The 21730-nt window shown below is 46.5% G+C and carries 15 protein-coding genes; 12 read left to right on the top strand and 3 right to left on the bottom strand.

Annotated features, from left to right (window positions below):
- Position 1: 1 nt before the first annotated feature.
- The 5 genes from F3I09_RS21610 to F3I09_RS21590 are packed head-to-tail and all read left to right on the top strand — an operon-like array spanning position 2 to position 5446.
- Complete coding sequence (locus F3I09_RS21610) at positions 2-1453, top strand: RagB/SusD family nutrient uptake outer membrane protein (protein ID WP_149697131.1); 1452 nt, start codon at positions 2-4, stop codon at positions 1451-1453.
- A gap of 19 nt (positions 1454-1472) precedes the next feature.
- The gene (locus F3I09_RS21605; protein ID WP_149697130.1) at positions 1473-2222 is read left to right on the top strand and encodes a DUF4843 domain-containing protein; all 750 of its coding nucleotides are present in this window, start codon (positions 1473-1475) and stop codon (positions 2220-2222) included.
- Between the two features lie 49 nt (positions 2223-2271).
- A complete protein-coding gene (locus F3I09_RS21600) occupies positions 2272-3765 on the top strand; it encodes a PKD-like family lipoprotein (RefSeq protein WP_149697129.1) in 1494 nt (497 codons plus the stop codon).
- Between the two features lie 12 nt (positions 3766-3777).
- Positions 3778-5133 carry a TlpA disulfide reductase family protein gene (locus F3I09_RS21595; protein WP_149697128.1) on the top strand — a complete coding sequence of 452 codons (1356 nt, stop codon included), beginning with the start codon at positions 3778-3780 and terminating at the stop codon, positions 5131-5133.
- Between the two features lie 43 nt (positions 5134-5176).
- The gene (locus F3I09_RS21590) at positions 5177-5446 is read left to right on the top strand and encodes a hypothetical protein (RefSeq protein WP_149697127.1); all 270 of its coding nucleotides are present in this window, start codon (positions 5177-5179) and stop codon (positions 5444-5446) included.
- On the opposite strand, the gene F3I09_RS21585 is transcribed toward F3I09_RS21590, so the two are convergent.
- Positions 5447-6238: a DNA-binding response regulator gene (locus F3I09_RS21585; protein ID WP_149697126.1), complete on the bottom strand. Its 792-nt coding sequence runs from the start codon at positions 6236-6238 to the stop codon at positions 5447-5449.
- Positions 6239-6608: 370 nt separating this feature from the next.
- Here F3I09_RS21585 and F3I09_RS21580 point away from each other — a divergent pair, with 370 nt between their 5' ends.
- Positions 6609-9794 carry a TonB-dependent receptor gene (locus F3I09_RS21580; RefSeq protein ID WP_149697125.1) on the top strand — a complete coding sequence of 1062 codons (3186 nt, stop codon included), beginning with the start codon at positions 6609-6611 and terminating at the stop codon, positions 9792-9794.
- Between the two features lie 21 nt (positions 9795-9815).
- On the top strand, positions 9816-11384 hold the full coding sequence (locus tag F3I09_RS21575; protein ID WP_149697124.1) for a RagB/SusD family nutrient uptake outer membrane protein: 1569 nt from the start codon (positions 9816-9818) through the stop codon (positions 11382-11384).
- Between the two features lie 96 nt (positions 11385-11480).
- Here F3I09_RS21575 and F3I09_RS21570 read toward each other — a convergent pair whose 3' ends face one another.
- Together F3I09_RS21570 and F3I09_RS21565 are read right to left on the bottom strand one after the other, a co-directional pair.
- Positions 11481-12581 (bottom strand): glycoside hydrolase family 43 protein, encoded by a 1101-nt coding sequence (locus tag F3I09_RS21570; RefSeq protein ID WP_149697123.1) that lies wholly within the window; start codon positions 12579-12581, stop codon positions 11481-11483.
- Positions 12582-12601: 20 nt separating this feature from the next.
- Entirely contained in the window at positions 12602-13636 is a 1035-nt protein-coding gene (locus F3I09_RS21565; RefSeq protein ID WP_149697122.1) for a LacI family DNA-binding transcriptional regulator, read from the bottom strand.
- 263 nt (positions 13637-13899) lie between these two features.
- On the opposite strand from F3I09_RS21565, the gene F3I09_RS21560 reads away from it, so the two are divergent.
- From F3I09_RS21560 to F3I09_RS21540, 5 genes are all read left to right on the top strand, one after another.
- Entirely contained in the window at positions 13900-15570 is a 1671-nt protein-coding gene (locus F3I09_RS21560; protein WP_223233332.1) for a DUF5597 domain-containing protein, read from the top strand.
- 93 nt (positions 15571-15663) lie between these two features.
- Positions 15664-15855 (top strand): hypothetical protein, encoded by a 192-nt coding sequence (locus F3I09_RS21555; protein WP_149697121.1) that lies wholly within the window; start codon positions 15664-15666, stop codon positions 15853-15855.
- A 135-nt stretch (positions 15856-15990) separates the two neighbouring features.
- Positions 15991-16659: a tRNA (5-methylaminomethyl-2-thiouridine)(34)-methyltransferase MnmD gene (mnmD, locus tag F3I09_RS21550; RefSeq protein ID WP_149697120.1), complete on the top strand. Its 669-nt coding sequence runs from the start codon at positions 15991-15993 to the stop codon at positions 16657-16659.
- Between the two features lie 147 nt (positions 16660-16806).
- On the top strand, positions 16807-20277 hold the full coding sequence (locus tag F3I09_RS21545; protein ID WP_149697119.1) for a peptidase inhibitor family I36 protein: 3471 nt from the start codon (positions 16807-16809) through the stop codon (positions 20275-20277).
- 523 nt (positions 20278-20800) lie between these two features.
- Entirely contained in the window at positions 20801-21721 is a 921-nt protein-coding gene (locus tag F3I09_RS21540) for an alpha/beta hydrolase (RefSeq protein ID WP_149697118.1), read from the top strand.
- Positions 21722-21730 lie beyond the last annotated feature (9 nt).

Here is a 21730-nt window from a genome sequence, read left to right as displayed (position 1 = left end):
TATGAAAAGATCATTACAGATCTCTGCGATTATAATCATGTTGTCTGCAGGTCTTTTTTCCTGTAACAAATACCTGGACGTAAAGCCGGAAGATCAGTTCGTGGAAAGTGCTGTATACTCCAGTGAAAAAGGATTCATCAATCACCTTAACGGCATCTACCTGGATATGGGACAGGTAGCATTGTATGGAGGAGATCTCAGTTTTACGCTGGTAAGTATACTGGGGCAGGAATATAATATCTCCACCAACAGTTCTCATAACTGGTACCAGCATGCGAACTATGCCTATACTAACTCCCTGGTAGAACCTGCAATAGAAGAGGTGTGGAGTAACGCTTACGAAGTAGTAATGTCTGCCAATAACCTGCTGGAGAACATGGATAAGTACGCAGGCGTGCTCAAACCGTTCCGGGATTCCATTATCAGGGGAGAAGCACTGGCTATCAGGGCATATATGCACTTTGATCTGTTACGGCTGTATGGACCTGTTTATGTAACAGATTCTCTTTCCGAGAGCATCCCATATATTACCCATGCGGATATTACTACCCGTCCGCTATTGCCTGCCAATAACGTGATGGATAGTATACTGGAAGACCTCGACCATGCAGAAAGATGCCTGCAGACAGATCCTGTTATTAGCGGCGGTCCTATGCGTATTCATGGCGCCGGGGAGGTGGATTTCTTTTATCAGCAACGTGACGGACGCCTGAACTATTACGCAGTGAAAGCCCTCAAGGCCAGGGTATTGCTTTACCGTGGAGATAAAACAGGCGCATTGGCACAGGCTAAAACTGTCATTGAAGGTGCTGGTCCCTGGTTCCCATGGACCACCCTGAAAAAAGCAAGTGGTAATGCAGATTTTCCTGACCGCACATTCTCTACAGAACATCTCTTTGATATATACTGCCCCAAATTATATCTGTCCTATAGCGCTAACTTCTCACCAGACGTAGCTGACAGGGGCATACTGGCGGCTCATCCGACCAGGCTCACTGCTACTTTTGAAGGGCTGGAGAGCGACTATCGCTATAATCCAAGCTGGATCATTCCCAGCGTAGGCGACAAAACCTATCGCTGCTTCTATAAGTATGCAGATGTAACGAATAAGGACAGCGCCGATATGTTCCGTTACCGGGTTCCTATGCTGCGCCTCAGTGAAATGTATTATATCGCTGCAGAGTGTGAAACAGATCGGGTGATGGCCCTGGGGTATCTCAATACAATAAGATATAACCGTGGCCTGACAGATCTGCCGGAAACCGTTACACTGGAAACTGAGATCAGAAAAGAATATCAGAAAGAGTTTTATGGGGAAGGGCAGCTTTTCTTTTACTATAAAAGGAAGAACCAGGCCACTATACCGAAAGGAGGGGCTGCCAGCGGCAATTTTACCATGACTGCCGCTACCTATGTAATGCCACTTCCAAAGAGCGAAACGGATTATCGTTAATCTTCTTATTACTGACATCATGAAAGGATTTTATATAGCAGCCATATTGTATTTCGCACTGCTCGGCTGCAGAAAAGAAACTATAGATCTCTACAGTGGCAAGTCGCTGCTGTACTTTGATTACTCATTACATACCAGCAACCAAAGGAATCCTGAGCGTATAGATACTACGCTGTTCACTTTCTCGCTGGCAAATGAACAAGTCACTGATAGTACATTGAAGGTACAGATCTCCCTGATGGGTATACAGGCAGATCATGACAGGGCTATTAACATACAGGTGGTAGACAGTGCCACCACCGCAATAGCGGGTGTACATTATGAGCCACTGACAACTACATATGTGCTGCCGGCCAATCAGTCAGTAGTTTATATACCGGTACACATTTACCGCACAGCAGAAATGTCGCAACAGCAATACAGGTTGCAATTGCAACTACAGCCTAATCAGGACTTCGACACTACTATTACGCAGCCTGACAGCAAAAAAGGTGTATCCACCTCGACTCTCACATTATATATCGATGATCAGATCGCAAAGCCAGGCCGTTGGCTGGATGGGTATCTCGGTACTTTCTCCCGCAAAAAGATACTGCTGATCTGCAGTCAGCTGAATATGACGGTGAACGATTTTACAACGATAGCTGTAGCAGAAGTGATCTACATCGGAAAGGCGATGCAGCGTTACCTTAATCAGCAAAAGGACAGCGGTAATACGATCTATGAAGACGACGGCACTGAAATGATCATGGGCACTTTGTCACAATGACCCGGATGGGATACAGTAAACATTTCACCATCATTTTTATCTCTTTAACATGAAGAAACTACTTTTATATATCCTCTCTGTATTCGCATTGAGTAGTTGTTATAAAGACAAAGGCAACTATGATTATATTGATATTAACGAGGTAAGTATTACTGGTATTGACAGCTTATATACTGTTAACTACGGAAGCGTATTCTCTGTCAAGCCAATACTCGCTTTTACAAAAGACAAGGGTACTGATACAAGCGCTTATAGTTATATGTGGCTGGCATCCCTGGCTAATACGGGGCAGACCGTCAATGTGGATACGCTATCTTACAGTCGGGACCTGGAAGAACGAATCACCCTTACTTCGGGTAAATATGACATCTTTTATCGCGTAACTGATAAGAAGACAGGTGTTACTTTCAGCAAGCGTTTTCTGATAACTGTTGTGACCAGCGTATATGAGGGATGGCTGCTGTTATCGGAAGTGAATGGCACAAGCAGGCTGGATATGCTGTCTAAAGGTACTGAAGGGTATAAACCTACTTATGATCTGCTAGGGAATATCGGCGCTGGTCTTACGCTCAGTGGGTTACCTGTGGACGTGAAGTTTGCGAGGTTGACCACTGCAGCTTCCAGTCAAACCATCTATGTAAGTACAACTACAGGCACGCACAGGCTGGATGGAGAAACATTAAAATGGAAATCTCCCTTGCAGACAGATTTCTTTAGTGATCTGCCTGCCGGCTTCTATGCAGATAAAATTACCTCCCGTACCGCAACTTTGGTATACCTGCATGGTAATGACGGTAATATGTACTACTACATATATACCTTCTCTATCTACTTCGGCCTGCCCGTGAATGTAATGTATGGGCAGTCTGTTCCATTCAAGGTGTCTCCGTTTGTGGCTTACTATAACGATGTATCCAACTCTACCAATACACATATTCTGTATGATATGGATGAGAAGCGCTTCGTAAAGCATATCTACAGCCTGCCTGCCTACTGTACGGAAATGCCTGCAGGAACAGTGTTTAGTTACAAAACAGGGAAAGACCTTGTATACATGGCAACTACCAGGTTCAATAATGGAGATACCTATGCAATACTTGACTCTGCACATGTAAAATACTATCTCGCAAGATTTAATATCGCGACCAATATTGTACAAACCTACTATGACGAAATGCCTGCCACTTCCATCTCGCAGGCGGAGAACTTTGCAGTAAGCCCGGATATGGGATATGTGTTTTACAATGTAGGAGGAAAGCTGTATGAATACGATGCCAGCACTAAACAAAGTAAGCTGATGATTGACTATGGACAGAAATCAGTCACTTTCCTCAAGTTTGATGGCTTCATGGCCACCGGTCTTACAGGAGCAAAGAACTATTATAACAAATTGCAGGTGGGGGTGTATGACCCTGCACTACCGTCAGAGAGCTGTGGCACCTTCGAGTTGTATACCGTACCAGGTGTTAACGGCAACCTGATATTGAATGAATCATATGCCGGCTTCGGTAAAATCAAAAGCATTACTTACAGAGAACGTTAAATCATTTTTCCAATGAAGAAAATATTCTTCCTGCTGGCGATGCTGGCAGGTATACAGACTACTTATGCCATGCCAGCGATGATCAGCGGTAAATGCGGACCAGAGAAAGCTACCGGCATGAAACTTTATAACGTCAGGGAAGGTAAGCTGGTGGAATTTGCCAGTACAACCCTGGATGAACAGCATAATTTTGCATTTGCTATCCCTATACCTACAACTGGTTATTATTACCTGGCTATGTCTGTTGACGATAAGGCCAGCAGGAATTACATCCGTGTATATCTGCAGTCCGGTGAGCAGATAGAACTGGATATCCAGAATGATCGTGGCGGCTATACCCTGATGAAAGGTAGTGCCGAGAATCAGTTGCTTTATTCCTGGCAGCAGATGATCACGCCGCTGAAGAATAAAACAAGCCTGAACGACACTACTACTTACAGGGCTTTCTTTCCGGCATTGGATGCATTTCAGCCATCAGCAGAGGCATTTAAAAAAAACATCCGTACAAAGAACACTGTGTTTAACCGCCTGCTGACAATGACTGTGGACGCAGATCTCGAGCTTGCCGCAATGAGCATACTGTTAGTGCCCCGTAGCGCCTTGCCTTCCAAAGGATATTATCCCGGTTACTACGTGGGCATCCTCCAGTCTGGCAGGTATTGTTCCGCGGATGTTCTTGCTTTAGGCGAGGGTAGCGATCTTATACAGCGTTATGCTTTACTGTCGTCAATAGCGCATGACAGCATGACCCTTAGTAACCGTGTACAATTATCCATATCCAGGATCTGCAACGATACACTGAAGGGAGTATGGTTGGTCAATGACTTCAAATCCTACAAATCCCTGGAGAAATTTGATGAGGTATTCACTGCCAATCAGCAATATCTTTTAACCTCCAACATGCAGAAGGCCCTTTTTGATACCCGTAAGGCCCTCAGCACCTTTAAAAAGGGCACGACAGGATATAACTTTGCCTATCCGAATATGGCAGGAGATACCGTTAGCCTGCGCAGCCTGAAAGGCAAAGTGGTGCTTGTGGATATGTGGGCGACCTGGTGTGGGCCCTGCAAAAAAGAGCTACCATATCTGCAGGAACTGGAATCTGCTATGGAGGGTAAGAACGTTGCCTTCGTAAGTATTTCTGTCGATGAGGCAAAGGATAGGGAAAAATGGAAAAGCTTCGTAACAGACAAGCAACTGGGAGGTATCCAGTTGTTTGCCAGTGGCTGGTCTGATATGGCGAAATTTTATGGCGTAACAGGTATTCCCCGTTTTATGGTATTTGATAAACAAGGTAATATTGTTTCTGTAGATGCTCCCAGGCCTTCTATGCCGGAACTGAAGCCTTTACTGGAAAGTTTGCTGTGATTATTTTCTATAAAAGAGGAACAAGGGCATCCGTTTTATACGGGTGCCTTTTTTTGCAGCGGAGGCCTGCGAGGAAATGATGGCTATCGCCTGGAGTTATGCGGCCTGTGTGCATCTCAACATTGATCCCGCGGTCGTTTTTCATCCTTATGGTTACAAAGGATCGTCAGATTGGTATCTGGAACAATATGGCGCCGGAAATATGCTTTATCTGCCATTACTGCAATGGGCAGGGTTTTGTTATGATGCCGTCAATGCACAGAAGAATGGCGCAAAGCCATTTCCGGCAATGATCAGATGGCTGAGAGGATAATTACAGCGTAAATTTTCTGGCCGAATATCTTTCTTCCTTCCTTATTTGCTGAAATGCGGTAGGCGTCATATTAAACTGTTTCAAAAAAGCCTTTCCAAAGCTGCTCTGAGAGTTGAACCCCACCATGATGGCCACTTCGAATATTTTATAACCCGTACCCGTCAATAGTTCCGCAGCTTTCTTCATTCTTGTTACAGTCAGCAGCTCATTTGGTGTAAGATCAGACAGGGTTTTGATCTTTCTGTATAAGGTAGGTACGCTGATGTTCATCAGTTTTGCCAGCAGCTCCACATCCAGTTCCGGGTTTTCTATGTTTTCCATGATCAGGTTGTGCAGTATGATCAGGAAGTCTTCATCTGTCCTGGAATAAGCCATTGTACTCATATGTGCCAGGGGATACCTGGTGTAATAGGCCCTGATCTTCTTACGGTTATTCAGCAGGTTGCTGATCTGTGCTTTCAGATGTTCAGGAGAGAATGGGGTCTCAATACAGGCGTCGGCGCCCGCTTTCAGGCCATCCAGCCTGGATTGCAACCTGTTGGGGGCCGTCAGCAGAATGATGGGAATATGTGAGTAGTTCAGGCTTGTTTTTAACCGGGTACAGAGGTCGAAGCCATTGACCTGTGGAGTATGGCTATCGGAAATGATCATCCGGACAGAGTGTTTTTCTATCATGTCGAGCGCCTGTTGCCCGTTTTCTGCAGTGAAAATAAGGTAGTCTTCACCGAGGTTTTCTGATAGGACTTGCAGCTTATCCCTATTGCCATCTACTAATAATAGTGTGTCTTGCATACGTGGTGTGTAAAATGAATACAATAATTAATGTATCAGTACTACAATGTTCTTGTTCCTGTTCCCTGATCTTTTTTTGTTTATTCTTTCGGGTTTACGATCTCAATTTACGCAACCGATTGTGATTTGAGAAATATTAACCAATTATTGATAAGCTTAGACCAAATAATCTGCCAATTATGTATGTACTTCACGCTGCGATTGAGCTTAAGAACCAAGATAAGTAAGACCCGATTTGATTCCCGTTTGAAATTACTGTGTTTACCCGGAATTGGCCTTACGCCGTCATGGGATTACTTATAGGTGTTAAATTGACATTTTTTTGTTTTGTTACCATTTTATCATTTAAAAAACTATCAATTCACGCGTTATGAAACTTGCTTTACGAGTTTTTTTCCGGAGATGTCCGGCTTCCGGCAGGAGGCAGCGGTTACTTCCGGCGTTGCTGACTGTACTAGCATTATTGCTGTTTACTGTAGTGTACGGTCAGGGCGGTCAGCCAATAAAAGGTAAAGTCACTGACGAGACAGGAAAGCCACTATCGGGGGTTACGGTCTCTGTCAGGAATACCAGCAGGGGGACGGTTACCAATGCTGAGGGAGCCTATACTATTAATGCAGCTTCCGGAGAGGTGCTGCAATTCAGCTTCATAGGGTATACTCCCAACCATGTCACTGTAGGGAGTGGGGCAAATTATGAAATAAGCCTTGCCCCGAATATGCAGTCGCTCGAACAGATGGTGGTGATAGGATATGGTGCACAGAAGAAAAGCTCCCTCACTGGTTCGGTGGCTTCGGTAAGCAGCAAAACGATCAGCGAGCTGCCCGTTGTCAGCGTTCAACAGGCGCTGCAGGGAAGGGTTGCAGGCGTAACCGTTACCAACAATGGTACGCCGGGAGCTGATCCTATTGTGAGGATCAGGGGTATCAGTTCCATCAGTTATGCATCAGACCCTTTGTATGTGATAGATGGTTTTCCAACTTCCAACCTGGCAAGTTTTGACAGCAGGGATGTACAATCGGTTGAGGTATTGAAAGACGCCAGTGCGGCGGCTATTTACGGTTCCCGTGCCACAAACGGGGTGATCATTATTACTACCAAAAAAGGCTCCCGCGATGGTAAGCCACATGTAAACTTCGATTCTTATGTAGGCGTGCAGTCTGCCTGGAAAACTATCGATCTGCTCAATACACAGCAGTACCTGCAGTATGAGCGCGCATTGAACGGTGCAGCCGGCATTGCGAAGCCTCCCCGCCTGGAAGACGCTAATTTCAATCAGCCTATATATACCGGTACTTCACAGACCTATGCAAAGACAAATACCGACTGGCAGGATGCCTATTTCAGGAAAGCCCTGATCTCACAGTCCAATGTGTCTGTAAGCGGCGGTAGTGATGCTTCCCGTTATTATATGTCGGCCGGTCACCTTAAGCAGGACGGTATTACACAGGGCGTGAATTATCAGCGTGGCAATTTCCGTATTAATTCCGAGCATAATATCAATAAGGTGTTCACGGTAGGAGAGAATATCCTCCTCTCTTATTCCAAACAGCGTTATGATAATACTTCCGGCAACAGGACCCGCCTGGCCAATGTGGTAAGAGCCTTGCCTTACCTGCCGGTATATGATCCGACTACGAACGGAGGCTACCGGAATGCAGAAAACAGTGTGGATGGTGCTGACCCTACCAACCCGGTGGAGGATGCAACGTTGTTGGGAGATGCACACCGCCAGATCTTTAAATTGCTGGGTACCGCGTATGCACAGGTGAACTTTACCCCCTGGCTCAGTTTCCGCTCTACCTTTGGGGCCGATTATGTTACACAGTTTCAGCATGTTTTCGCTCCTATTTACAATGATAAGGGCAGGAATGCCACTGTCGCTACTATTACAGATGAGCGGGCGAACAGGACCACATTATTATACACTGAACAGCTCACCTTCGACAAAACCTTCGGCAATCATCATATCAACGCCGTAGCTGTATATGAGCGGCAGCAGGCGAATAACTTTGGCGAATCACAGACGGGTAACCAGAGTTCCAATGACCGGGAAACGCTTGTAGGCGCTACCAATGTGACAGCATTTTCTTCGCGTACCGCTTCATTGATACAATCTTATATCGGCCGTGTCAGTTACGATTTCGCAGGTAAGTACCTGCTGAGTGGCGCTATCCGCCGTGATGGGCTCTCTGTATGGGCGCCTGGCAGGAAGTTCCAGAACTTCCCATCTGTATCCGCAGGCTGGAAGATGGACCAGGAACCCTTTATCAAACAGGTGGCTGCGATCTCCGAGTTAAAGCTGCGTGGCGGATGGGGTATTACAGGGCTGAATGCAATCGGCATTTTCCCTGCCCTGCAGAACTCTGTACTGGCCAATGAATATCCATGGCAGGCAGTGGTGCAGGCGAATGGCGCCAGTTATCCTTTTGGTAATACCATTACTGTGGGCAATGCATCTTATTACAATCAGCTGGCGAGCAGCAACCTGGAATGGGAAAAGACCAAACAGCTGAACGTTGGTCTGGACCTCGGATTGTTCCATAACAGTATCACCTTTACGGCAGAATGGTACCGCCGTCAAACAGATAATCTGATCCTGACTATTCCAACTCCTTACAGCTTCGGTTTCGGTGGAACGGGTTCCCAGCTGAATGCTGCGTCCATGAGGAATACCGGTGTTGACCTGCAGTTAGGGTACAACAAAACAGGCGGTAGCTTTAAATGGAATGTAACCGGTAATATCGGCTTTATCAGGAACAAAATATTAAGCCTGAATACCCCGGGCGCTACTATCGATGATGGCGCTGATGCCGATTTTGGTAACGGTAGCATTACCCGTACTGTAGCCGGGCAGCCTATTCAGTCTTTCTATGGATATGTGGTGGACGGTATTTTCCAGAGCCAGGACGATGTGAACAAGAGCCCTGTGCAGATACCAGGTAGTAATCCGGCTAAATCAACTGCTCCGGGCGATATCAAGTTCAAAGACCTTAACAACGATGGTAAGATCACAGCTGCTGACCGTACCTTCCTGGGGTCCTATATCCCTAAATTCACATATGCGCTCAATGCCGGTGCCAACTATAAGAACTTTGACCTTTCACTCTTTTTCCAGGGTGTACAGGGCAACAAGATCTTCAATGGTACGAGGGTACTGCGTGAAGGTATGGCCCGTTTGTTCGGGGCAGGTGTTGAAGTGCTGAATGCATGGACGCCTGAGAATCGCAATGCCGACATGCCAAGGGCCATTAGCGGCGATCCTAACCAGAATGCCCGCGTATCGGACCGTTGGATCGAGAGCGGTTCTTATCTGAGGTTGAAAAATGTGATCCTGGGTTATACTATTCCTTCTTCAACCCTGCGCAACTTTGCGCATGGAGCAGTAAGCAGTTTCAGGGTATATGTTTCTTCCCAGAACCTGCTCACTTTCACTTCCTATAAAGGATGGGACCCTGAGATCGGATCAAAGAACACAACACTCACCAATGGTATCGATTATGGCCAGTATCCTTCTGCAAGATCTTTCCAGTTTGGCCTGCAGGTAGGTTTCTAATGAGCAGCAAAAAAATCAGACATGAAAAAACATATTTCCAATAGGATCACTATAGCCGTTGTAATGGCGGCAGTTTTCACCATAGCCTGTAATAAGGACCTGGATAAAACAAATCCCAGTTATGCCACACTGGATAAATATTTTAAGAATAGCGTTGAGATGCAGAAAGGCACCAATGCCATTTATTCTTCTTTTCACGCAGGCAATCTCGTTGCCCGTGAATGGTTCTTCGTGGAAGATCTCAGAAGTGATGACGTTGCTTCCGGCGGCGGACAGCTGGAACTGCCAAGGGCGCAGATGCTGAACGGTGCAACTACTTCCGACAATTCTGTGATGAATAGCGTATGGAGGGGCCTCTATACTGTTATTCACCGCGCTAATACCGTGATAGGTAGTGCGCCTGATGTGACCGACAATGATGCGGTAAGAGACCAATGTGTTGCAGAAGCTAAATTCTTCAGGGCATGGGCTTATTTTGAACTGGTGAGCCTCTGGGGACCAGTACCGGTGTATACCACTGTGGTGAGTGGTCCTGATCAGTTCCAGGCAAGGGCTACTGAAGATGCTGTATATACTCAGATCATCAAAGACCTGACAGAGGCCGGTGGTGTATTAAAAGCTACATATGGAACAGCAGACCTGGGCCGGCCAACATCCGGTGCAGCGAATGCAATGCTGGGCAGGGTGAACATGCAAAAGGGCGATTATGCAGCAGCAAAGGCAGCACTGTTGAAAGTGACGGGTGCAGGGCTGTATCGCCTGGTGAATAATTACAGCGACAACTTCCTTGAAGAAACAGAATTTAATGCCGAGTCCATATGGGAAGCGGTATACTTCGATAGGGGAGACAATAGCTTTGACTGGAATGGTACCGGCGACGGTTCAGGAACGGCGCAATCTACTATCCGCAACCAGGAGTATTGTCCGCTGGCATGGAGGAACCTTATTCCTTCCGATAAATATCTCAACGAATTTGAGAATACGGCGAGTGGTGCTGCTAAAACAGATCCACGGTATAAAGAGTCAGTATATGAAACAGGCGACAAATTCAATAACGATGCAGACGTACTGACAGATGCCATGCAGAATGGTAATGCTTCCACTGTACGTGGTGTGACGAAAAAGGTCAGCTGGCGCAAGTTTATGCTGATCTATAAGCAGAGCGTATCTACTGCGTCCTATCATCCCGGAGGAAACAATCAGCGTATCATTCGCTATGCGGAAGTGTTGCTGATGCTGGCGGAATGTGAGAATGAACTGGGTAATACAGTGGCTGCGGTAGATTATCTTAACCAGGTAAGGGACAGGCCTTCTGTATTGATGCCGCATTATCCGACCGCTCAATTCCCCGTATCCAGCAAAGACCAGGTAACGAAGGCACTTATGCACGAAAAGATGGTGGAACTGGGAGGAGAGGAGATAAGGAACCGTGACATCCTCAGATGGAGAAAAAAGGGATATTTCACAACAGATCCGATCAGTTATTTCAGGGTGAACAGGGATGAACTGTTACCAATTCCTCAGCAGGAAATTGACAATAACCCTAAGCTGGGATCAGGTGGTGTGGATGCGCAGAATCCCGGGTATTAGGAGTGTTGGAATACAAGCATACTATGTTGTAGATAAATGGTAGCAAAAAAAAGGGGAGGCCGGCAGGCTCCCCTTTTTACATTCTTTCGTTATACTTTATATGGAAGGATGGATAGTTTGAATGCTGCCATCTTCATTGTAGTGCAGCTCTGTTATCTTGACGTTGCGCAGGTAGGTTTTACCTGATAACTGTACATCGTGGTAGAACAGGTACCATTTCCCATCTTTTTCAACGATAGAGTGGTGGCTGGTCCATCCTTCAACAGGCGTCAGTATCACACCTCTGTAGGTGAAGGGACCATATGGGCTGTCGCCCGTGGCATAGCATAGATTATGAGTGTCGCCGGTAGAGTAGGAGAAATAATACTTTCCTTTATACTTATGCATCCAGGATGCTTCGAAGAAGCGCTTCTCATTATCTTTTTCATGAAACGGCTGGCCTTTTTCATCCAGTATTTGTATTTCTTTTACTGGTCCGTCGAAATATTTCATGTTGGTTTCCAGCTTAGCCATTCTTGGCAGTATAGCCAGTTCTTCCGGCTTTCTGTTGCCTTTGGTGGAGTCATAACGATTGTTGTTCCATCGCTGTAACTGGCCGCCCCAGATACCCCCGAAATACATATATGATTTACCGTCATCATCCGTGAAGACAGATGGGTCAATGCTGTAACTGCCCGGGATAGGCGCTTTCTCTGCTTTGAAAGGGCCTTCCGGTTTACTGCTGGTAGCCACGCCGATGTGGAATATATCCAGGCTGTCCTTTACCGGGAAGTAAAGGTAATAGGTGCCGTTGGCGAATGCAGCATCGGGCGCCCACAGCTGGCGATGCGCCCAGGGAATGTCTTTGATGCTGAGGGCAACACCATGGTCGGTCACTTTACCACCGATGGAGTCCATGGAAAGAATATGATAGTCTTTCATATCAAAATGGCTTCCCAGGTCATCTTCAGGTATACCGGTTGCTGTATCATGTGAAGGGTAGATATAGAACCTGCCGTTGAACACATGAGCGGAAGGATCGGCAGTGTAGATGTGGCTGACAAGCGGTTGGGAAAGATACTTCTTTGCACTGCTGTCGGCCGTAGCGGTTACCTGTGTGCTATCTGTTGTCTTCGTGGAACCAGACTGCCCGCAACTGCAGATCATGCATGCCAGGGCGGCGTGGATGGTTAAAACGGGTAATTGTAAAGGGCGCATATTTTAAGTGTGTTAAAGTGCTACTTACGGCCTTGTTTGAGGGAAGAAGCCCTTACCATCAGTTCTGAACGCAGAATGATGGTATTGGTGCTGCTTACGAAAGAGACGTCCCTGACATGATTGATCAGGTGTCTGGCTGCCACCTGTCCCATTTCATAACCTGAATAGTTGATGGTGGTAAGGTGAGGTTCTATGACCTTTGTCACGGGGTCGTTGTTAAACCCGACGAAGGCAATATCTTCCGGGATGCGGATGCCCTGTTCCTTCAGGGCCAGCATACAGCCTACGGCGCAGCTGTCGTTGGAAACAAAGATGCCGTCCGGAAGCGTTTTCATCTTCAATATTGTGTTTGCTACTTCTGCGCCCGCTTCCTGGCTTAAATTCGTAATGACGACATAATCCTCCCTGAACTTGATCTTATGCTCTCCAAGGGCTTCTTTATAGCCTTTAAGCCTGTCTTTATACACATTCTGCAGGGTAGGGGCTGTGATATGCATGATCCTGCGACAACCCTGTTCTATCAGGTGCCTGGTGGCATTGTAGGCCGCCTGGCGGTTGTCTATGAGGATATTGACGGAGTTTTCATGCTGCATCACACGGTCAAAAAAGATGACCGGGATGTTCTTTTTGAAGAAATGTTCGAAGTGACTGAGATCGGTAGTATCGACTGCCAGCGAAACAAGCAGTCCGTCTACCCGGCTGTCAAACATCGTCCTGACGCTGGATGCCTCTTTTTCGGAAGATTCCGAAGACTGTGCGATGAGCAGGGAAAACCCCTGTTCGTTGGCGGCGTTTTCAATACCGGCAATCACCGATGACATGAAGTGGCTGTTCAGCCGGGGCACGATGATGCCGAAGGTATTTGTCTTCTGGTTGCGCAGGCTGCGGGCAAAATGATTGCTGCGATAGCCCAGCCTTTCAGCGAGATCAAATATCTTTTTTTTCGTCTTTTTGCTGATGGTAGGATGATCCTGCAGGCCACGGCTGACCGTAGTTGCGGATATATTCAACTCCCTGGCAATATCATATATAGTGACCTCTCTTTCGTTCGCCATAAATGTCAGTATCGAATAAAATGTAAAATGAGAGAGCAATTCCGGGCACTCATATCGTGGACATAAAGCACAATCGTTTGTGAATTGAACTGTACAGCTAAAGTAAACTTTTTTAGAAAATAAATAACACAATCGGTTGCAATTTTAGAAATAGTCTTTATTTTAGTCATGGCAGTGTGATGAAAGTGTTCCCGTTTTGAAAAATGATTCCTCCGGATATTGATGTGTCGCTGCCACCGATCAAAACATAAATTATCCTACAGATGGAACAAACAACATCTTGGTTTGGTCCCGGCAATGCTATGTTGCGTGCTGGTGTTTTTGCTTTACTGATCTTGCTGTTACCTTTCCTGCCATGCCGTGCGCAGCAGCAGTCTTCCGGACTTCCGCAGTTAAAGAAACAGGGTACAGCTGTTCAGCTGATGGTCAAAGGCGCGCCTTTTCTGGTGCTGGGAGGTGAGCTGGGAAATTCAAGTGCATCCAGCGTTGCTTATATGAAAGACATCTGGGGAACAGTGAAGAAGATGCAGCTGAATACTGTGTTGACGCCGGTTTACTGGGAGCTGATAGAGCCTGTGGAGAATAAGTTTGATTTCTCTGTGATAGATAGTATTATTTACCAGGCCCGCAGCAACGATATGCATCTTGTGCTGCTGTGGTTTGGTACCTGGAAGAACAGCATGAGCTGTTATGCGCCGGGCTGGGTGAAAAAGGACGTGCAGCGGTTCCCGCGTGCATTGCGTAGTGATGGAAGCGGTCAGGAGATCCTTTCTGCTTTCAGCAGTAATAACCTGGCTGCTGATGTGAAAGCGTTCAGGACATTGATGCGCCATATTCATGAAATTGATGCCAGGTATAGTACTGTTATCATGGTACAGGTGGAGAATGAGATAGGTATGCTGCCGGAGCCCCGTGAACATACCCCGGCTGCTGATGCGGCTTATCGTGGTCAGGTACCTCCGGCCCTGATGGATTATCTGGTGAAACATAAAGATTCCATTGTGCATGAATTAAAGGTGCATTGGTCGTATAGTGGGTACCGGTCCAGCGGTACGTGGGAGCAGGTGTTTGGTAAGAGTATTGCCACCGAGGAACTTTTCCAGGCATGGCATTATGCACAGTATGCCAATATAGTTGCCCGTGAGGGAAAGGCGGAGTATGCACTTCCTATGTTTGTCAATGCCGCGCTCAATCACAGGAACGTAGATCCGGGCTTATATCCCAGTGGAGGCCCATTGCCTCATCTGCTGGATATCTGGCAGGCAGGCGCTCCCGCAATAGATATCCTTTCCCCTGATTTTTACAATCCCCGGTTTAAGTATTACAACGATCTCTACACACGCAGGAATAATCCGCTTTTCATTCCTGAGATCCGCTTTGAGCCATCAGATGGTGCAAAAGCCCTGTATGCGGTAGGGCATTATCAGGCTATTGGCTTTTCTCCGTTTTCAATAGAATCTACACAAAAGCCGGAGGAAGAAACAGTGGCGAAAAGTTATGACCTCTTAAGGCAATTGTCGCACATGATCCTTGCAAATCAGGGAACAGGCAGCATGGAGGGAGTATTGCTTGATACGGCGTTTTCACGTACGGAAATCACTTCCGGCAACTATATCCTTTCTGTTTCGCATGATGGCTTGCTTGGATGGTCGGGTATACCCCGTGAGAAATGGCCGGAAGCAGGTGGGATTATTATCCGTACAGGTGAGGATGAATTTATTATAGCAGGGACAGGTATTGTAATTACGGCCGCTACAACAGATGTAACAGCTCCATTTGTAGGTATTTTAGCCGCTGAGGAAGGAGTGTGCCATGATGGTAAGTGGGTGCCCGGAAGAAGGCTGAATGGCGATCAGACGCACCAGGGGAGACATATACGTATTCCAATGGGAGAATGGTGTATTCAGCGGGTGAAGTTATATCGGTATAAATGAAATAAGATCTATATTGACAAGGCATTTGCAGGTTATATTATTATATTCGCCCTGTGAAAAATACTTGTTTAATAACCTAAACCTATACCGGCAATGAAGATACCCAAGAAGACACAACTGATTATTCTGCTGATTGCCAATTTTCTGTTACTGTTATGGACGTTTGCAAATGTGCTGGGTGAACCAATTAGTGAGAGGACCGGCATTATAGCTATCGGATTAGTATCGGCAGCGGCATTGTTTTCCTTTAATAGATTGATGATGTACTTCTGGGATAAATATTAAGATGCAGTCAGCAGACAAAAAGCGAGAATATGCCTGCGTGAACAACACCTCTTCCCGACTCTGGTATTAATGGCCAGGGAACAAGTCGCATAGTCCCCGTTGCTGTTAATATAGAGAATACCGACCTTTGTACCGATGGAAAGAAGGATACAAGTAACTGGAGACGGATCTCATACGATATCCATTCCCGAATGGAACGTAACCTATCATAGCATTCATGGTGCTATCCAGGAAAGCCTTCATGTGTATATCGAAGAGGGGTTAAAGTATAAGCTGTCAAAAAAGAGTGATGTTTTGTCGATATTAGAGATGGGATTCGGAACCGGACTGAATGCTTTACTAACCCTCAGGGAGTGTATCCGGGAACGGAAGAACATCTATTATCAGGCCATTGAACAATATCCCTTAACCTGTACGGAGACAGACCGACTGAACTACGCTGAGCAGCTCGATGAGCCGGTCTTACAATCTTGTCTGATGACCTTGCACAGCGTACCCTGGGATGAAGATATACAGGTCAATCCTTATTTCTGCCTGCATAAAACGCATGTTGCATTGCAGGATGTCTCTTTCAGCAGGTCTTTTGATATCATCTACTATGACGCCTTTGATCCGGCTGTCCAGCCGGAACTCTGGACGGAAGATGTTTTTGGAAAGCTGTACAATTGTCTCGTTCCGGGAGGGATATTGGTGACGTATTGTAGCAAAGGAAGTGTCAGGCGTGCGATGAAAGCGGTGGGCTTTATTGTTGAGAAGGTGCCGGGGCCTTCCCATAAGAGAGAGATGGTGAGGGCTATACGCTGACAGCCCTGGAATCATTTCATATTATATTTATTAGCAGTGTCACAAAACACGCAGGATTGCCTTATATTTATATAACGACGAGTTAACTTACCCATTCCATTACAGCTGTAGAATTTATTAAGCCAAAACCTATTTAATCCACACACAATGAGACCATTAAAGCTACCTATGAAGTGGCTCAGAAGGCATATGCTTGTCTTTCTGGCCCAGTCCCTCTTTTTGATCTGTCACACATCCGTACGTGCTGCCGGTAACGATCCCTCAGACCAGGCAGTTTTCTATACGGATATCAACAACGGCGGAACAGCTGTCGCATTATCTGCCGGTACTTATACCCGGGCGCAGATGATTGGCAACGGGCTTCCGGATGACGCAATTTCCTCTTTTACCATTCCAGTGGGTTATCAGGTCACATTTTACTGGGATGACAATTTCACCGGCGCCAGTATCACCAGGACAGCGTCAGAGTCCTTTATTGGTCTTGATTGGAATGACAAGGTAACATCCCTTATTGTTTCAAGAGTATCGCCGGGAGAGCAGGCCGTTTTCTACACGGATATAAACTATGCAGGAACAGCTGTTGCGTTATCTGCCGGTACCTATACCCGGGCGCAGATGATTGGCAACGGGCTTCCTGACGATGCCATCACTTCTTTTACGCTTCCAGCTGGTTATCAGGTCACCTTTTTCTGGGATGACAATTTCACTGGCGCCAGTATTACGAAATCGGCATCAGAAGCCTGGATCGGCACTGAATGGAATGACAAGGTCACATCGCTCATTGTTACAAAAGTAGCGCCGGCGGAGCAGGCAGTTTTCTATACAGATGCATCCTACCTGGGAAAGGCGATCGCACTTTCCCCAGGGAATTATACACGGGCGCAAATGATAGCCTATGGTTTGCCCGATGATGCTGTTTCTTCATTCACCGTACCAGCTGGCTATCAGGTAACGGTATACGGGGATGACAATTTTTCAGGCACCAGTCTTACAAGAACCGTATCCGAACCCTGGATCGGTCCTGACTGGAATGACAAGGTTACCTCCCTGATCATTGCAAAGATCAATCCTTCATCATGGCAGGCTAACTGGATATGGACATCTGCTGCGGGACCAGCTAATACATGGCTCGCGCTGAGAAAGAAGGTAACGCTTTCCGCTAAACCAGCACGTGCTCTCACTAAGATTGCTGCGGAAAACAAATACTGGCTGTATGTTAATAATCAGCTGGTAGTAAAAGACGGCGGACTTGACATACGTCCTGATCTGTTAAATACTTATTACGACGAAGTAGATCTTGCCCCTTATCTCACGGCAGGGGAAAACACGATCGCAGTACTTGTCTGGCATAAAGGAGGGAGTAATTCATATTCACAGCGTGTAACGAATAATGGCGGATTCCTTTTTGAATCATCCCTGTCAGGTAGCAGTCCGTCATCTATTGTTTCAGATGCTTCCTGGAAGGCGAAAGTGCATCCATCTTTTGGTCCGTCTACTCAGCTTATTATAGACAATAACGGCTACAAATGGCTTGCATGGCCTATTTATTACAATGCGCAGGCGGAACCTGGCGCCTGGACGTCTGCCAGCTATGATGATAGTGGCTGGGCATCTGCTGTTCAAAAAGGGGTAGCTGGTGTAGCGCCATGGAATCAGCTGGTGCCCAGAACCATACCGATGTGGAAAGAATATGACCTTGGGGCTTATACCAATGCAGCCACATTCCCCGCTGTTATCAGCTCCAATAGCATCGTTACAGCAAAAGTCGGTGCCAATAAACAACTGAGGCCATATCTGAAAGTGAATGCACCAGCTGGTGTTAAGATAAGAATAGAAGTGAACCGGTATTACTGGCAGGAATACACTACCAAAGCAGGAGAGCAGGAGTTCGAATGCTTTGCCTGGCAGAACTCCAGTGGTGATACGGTGAGTTATCAATTCTCGAACGTTACGGGCCCTGTACAGGTAATGATATTAAGGTATCGTGAAACGAGCTATAATACTACAAAACCTGGTACTTTCTCGTCAAATGACCAGGACTTGAATACGCTGTGGGGGAAATCAAGAGCAACCTCCGAGGTGTGTATGAGAGACATTTTTTACGACTGTCCCAACCGCGAAAGAGGACAATGGTGGGGCGACGTATCCCAGCAGATCCTCTATTCCTTTTATATCTATGATACCACTTCCAATCTTCTTGCCCGCAAAGGTTACAGGGAATTGTTGCGCTCACAGAAAAGCGACGGATCATTATATACTACGGCTCCCGGCACCGAATTCCATTTGCCTGACCAGAACCTGGCAGCAGTTGCGTTGCTATGGAAATATTATACCTATACAGGAGACAAGGCTTTATTACAGGAGCTGTATCCTGCCATAAAGAAATTCGCTGCCTACTGTGTAAACTCTTCGAATAGTGATGGCATGCTTGTATGGCAGAATGGCCCATGGAACTGGATTGACTGGGGCGACAATAAGGATGCAACTCCTGCAGGAGCCGCCAATACCGTTTATAATGGTATTTATATAGTGTTCCTTGAATCGGCTGCCAATATCGCAAATTCACTGGGATACGTGACAGATAAGCTTTATTACGAGCAATTGCTGAACAAGGTCAGAGGTAACTTTAATAATTACTTCTGGAACAGCAATGCTAATGCCTATGTTTATCATCGTACGGCCGACGGTGCACAATCGCAGATAATAGATGACAGAAGCAATGCCTGGGCCCTCCTTGCTGGTGTGGCTAATGACGCGCAGAAAGCGGGGATACTGAATGTACTTAAAACAAAGTATAATGCTAGTCCCTACCAGGAAATGTACATAGAACAGGCTATGGTGCAACTTGACCCAACTGCGGGCATTAAAAGAATGAAAGACCGCTATGCAAGCATGATCAATAGCTGGTCTCCCACCTTATGGGAAGAGTTTCCGGCTACCAATAGTAATAATCATGCCTGGTCGGCAGGACCACTGTATGTCATGAGTGCTTTCGTACTTGGGGTACGTCCTTCAACGCCTGCATATGAAGAGTATTCCTTCCTGCCGCAGCCGGGAGGTCTTACTAACATATCAGGCGTGATCCCGACCATTAAAGGCAATATCAGCGTGAGTCTTGCCCGCAGTAGTTCCGGCCTTACACAGACCATTACAGCTCCATCCGGCACAACAGGTATCGTAGGCATTCCAAAGAGCGCCATCACCTGTGGACTGCAGGAGATCAAGGTCAATGGTACCGTTATCTGGAGAAACGGTTCAACCGTAACAACTGTGCCGGGCGTGACATTCTATGGAGAGGATGCGCAATATGTAAAATTCAGGGTGTCTTCCGGTGCATGGACATTTGTGGCGGGATGTACCCTTTCTGCGCTGGCAAGTAGCAGCAGTCTGATGGTAGCCCCTAATCCATTTACGTCTGATGTTACTGTAAAGGCTGATGGCATAAAAGAGCCGTATGTTATTGTAAAAGTCTTTAACAGCAACGGAGGGTTGGTGCTTCCAGCTAAGAGAGTACAGAACGGGACTGCGCTTAATCTTTCACATCTTCCTGCAGGGGTTTATATTATTAATACGACCGCGGGGAAGAAGACGTATAGCAATAAGGTTATAAAGTACTGATGAGAGCGGGTATCTCTGATGCAGGGAGTCCTGTTTAGTATACATGCCTTTACTATGCCTTTAGCATGCCTTTGGGGTGGACTTGATCGGATCGTCTGACCGGGGGTATGTATTTATAGCCCAGGGAATTGTCCCTGGGCTATATGTTTGTATACCAGTGTGTTAGGGGGGGGCTGAAGCGAAGCATGTGTTTGTATGCCGGGGGTAACAACCCAGGGATTGTGTATTGGGGGTATATGTGTGTTAAAATAGTATCATTTTTAGAGGGAGTGACGTGATATGTTTTATGGCGAGATCCTTTGCTGGTAAGGGTTTAGCTGTTTTTGAGGGATGAGCAGAGAACTAGGGTAGAACAAGCAACGAAGAAGCGGAGAAGACGCGGTATAGAAGTGGCGGCATAGGAATAGTGCTTTTTTAATAGTATTTTAACAAATTTGTAAGCAGGCGAGCAGCAGCCTTATGAAGTGATCATCTTACAGCGAATAGATAAACAGATACTAAAACGAACAGTAAAAAACAGACTATGAAGCAACCGGTCATCATTACCTTTTTGCTAACAGGCTTATTATACGCCGCACATGCGCAGGAGACAGCGCCTATTCCGCTTTATACGGGGAACATTCCCGGTTCCAAACCTGCACCAACTGACTATGTGGAGCAGTCTGACAGGCAAGCTGCTAAAATGGTTACCAAACCAACGCTTACGCCCTTCTTTGCGCCAAAGGAGAAAGCCACCGGAGTGGCAGTGATTGTTATTCCGGGGGGAGGATATAGTAACGTGGTAGTAGGCCGTGAGGGCTATAGGATTGCGGAGAAGTTTAACGAAGCTGGTATTACGGCTTTTGTATTGAAATACCGCTTACCGGATGACCGTATCATGAAAGATAAATCTACCGGCCCCCTGCAGGACGCACAGCGGGCAATGCAAATTGTACGGGAACATGCGGCCGAGTGGGGATTACAGGCGGACAAGATTGGTATTATCGGTTTTTCTGCCGGCGGGCATCTGGCTTCTACTGCAGGTACTCACTTTGAGCAGGCCGTTATTGATAATCCCAAACATATCAACCTCCGGCCAGACTTCATGATGTTATTATATCCGGTGATCAGCTTCGGTGAGTATGCACATGCCGGCTCCAGGCAGCGGTTGCTGGGTGAGAATGCTGATAGTGCGCATATACAGTTGTACAGCAATGAAATGCAGGTAACTGCTAATACACCTGTGACTTTTATTGTGCATGCGCAGGATGATAGGACGGTGCCTGTGCAGAACAGCCTGTTGTTCTATGAGGCATTGGTAAAGGCCGGTGTAAAAGCAGAAATGCATATTTACCAGAATGGCGGGCATGGGTTTGACCTGCATAACCAATCAACCAAAGATGAATGGTTTGACAGGTGCATGAACTGGATGGCGGCTAACGGATTGCTTAAAGGTGAAAAGTAAAAAATGAAA

The organism is Chitinophaga sp. CF418, from assembly GCF_900142925.1.
Classification (GTDB): domain Bacteria; phylum Bacteroidota; class Bacteroidia; order Chitinophagales; family Chitinophagaceae; genus Chitinophaga.
This window is presented reverse-complemented; position numbering and strand designations above follow the sequence as displayed.

Coding starts and splice junctions, on each gene's coding strand:
- F3I09_RS21610 (WP_149697131.1), top strand. CDS start 2: ATGAAAAGATCATTACAGATCTCTGCGATTATAATCATGTTGTCTGCA.
- F3I09_RS21605 (WP_149697130.1), top strand. CDS start 1,473: ATGAAAGGATTTTATATAGCAGCCATATTGTATTTCGCACTGCTCGGC.
- F3I09_RS21600 (WP_149697129.1), top strand. CDS start 2,272: ATGAAGAAACTACTTTTATATATCCTCTCTGTATTCGCATTGAGTAGT.
- F3I09_RS21595 (WP_149697128.1), top strand. CDS start 3,778: ATGAAGAAAATATTCTTCCTGCTGGCGATGCTGGCAGGTATACAGACT.
- F3I09_RS21585 (WP_149697126.1), bottom strand. CDS start 6,238: ATGCAAGACACACTATTATTAGTAGATGGCAATAGGGATAAGCTGCAA.
- F3I09_RS21580 (WP_149697125.1), top strand. CDS start 6,609: ATGAAACTTGCTTTACGAGTTTTTTTCCGGAGATGTCCGGCTTCCGGC.
- F3I09_RS21575 (WP_149697124.1), top strand. CDS start 9,816: ATGAAAAAACATATTTCCAATAGGATCACTATAGCCGTTGTAATGGCG.
- F3I09_RS21570 (WP_149697123.1), bottom strand. CDS start 12,581: ATGCGCCCTTTACAATTACCCGTTTTAACCATCCACGCCGCCCTGGCA.
- F3I09_RS21565 (WP_149697122.1), bottom strand. CDS start 13,636: ATGGCGAACGAAAGAGAGGTCACTATATATGATATTGCCAGGGAGTTG.
- F3I09_RS21560 (WP_223233332.1), top strand. CDS start 13,900: ATGGAACAAACAACATCTTGGTTTGGTCCCGGCAATGCTATGTTGCGT.
- F3I09_RS21555 (WP_149697121.1), top strand. CDS start 15,664: ATGAAGATACCCAAGAAGACACAACTGATTATTCTGCTGATTGCCAAT.
- mnmD (WP_149697120.1), top strand. CDS start 15,991: ATGGAAAGAAGGATACAAGTAACTGGAGACGGATCTCATACGATATCC.
- F3I09_RS21545 (WP_149697119.1), top strand. CDS start 16,807: ATGAGACCATTAAAGCTACCTATGAAGTGGCTCAGAAGGCATATGCTT.
- F3I09_RS21540 (WP_149697118.1), top strand. CDS start 20,801: ATGAAGCAACCGGTCATCATTACCTTTTTGCTAACAGGCTTATTATAC.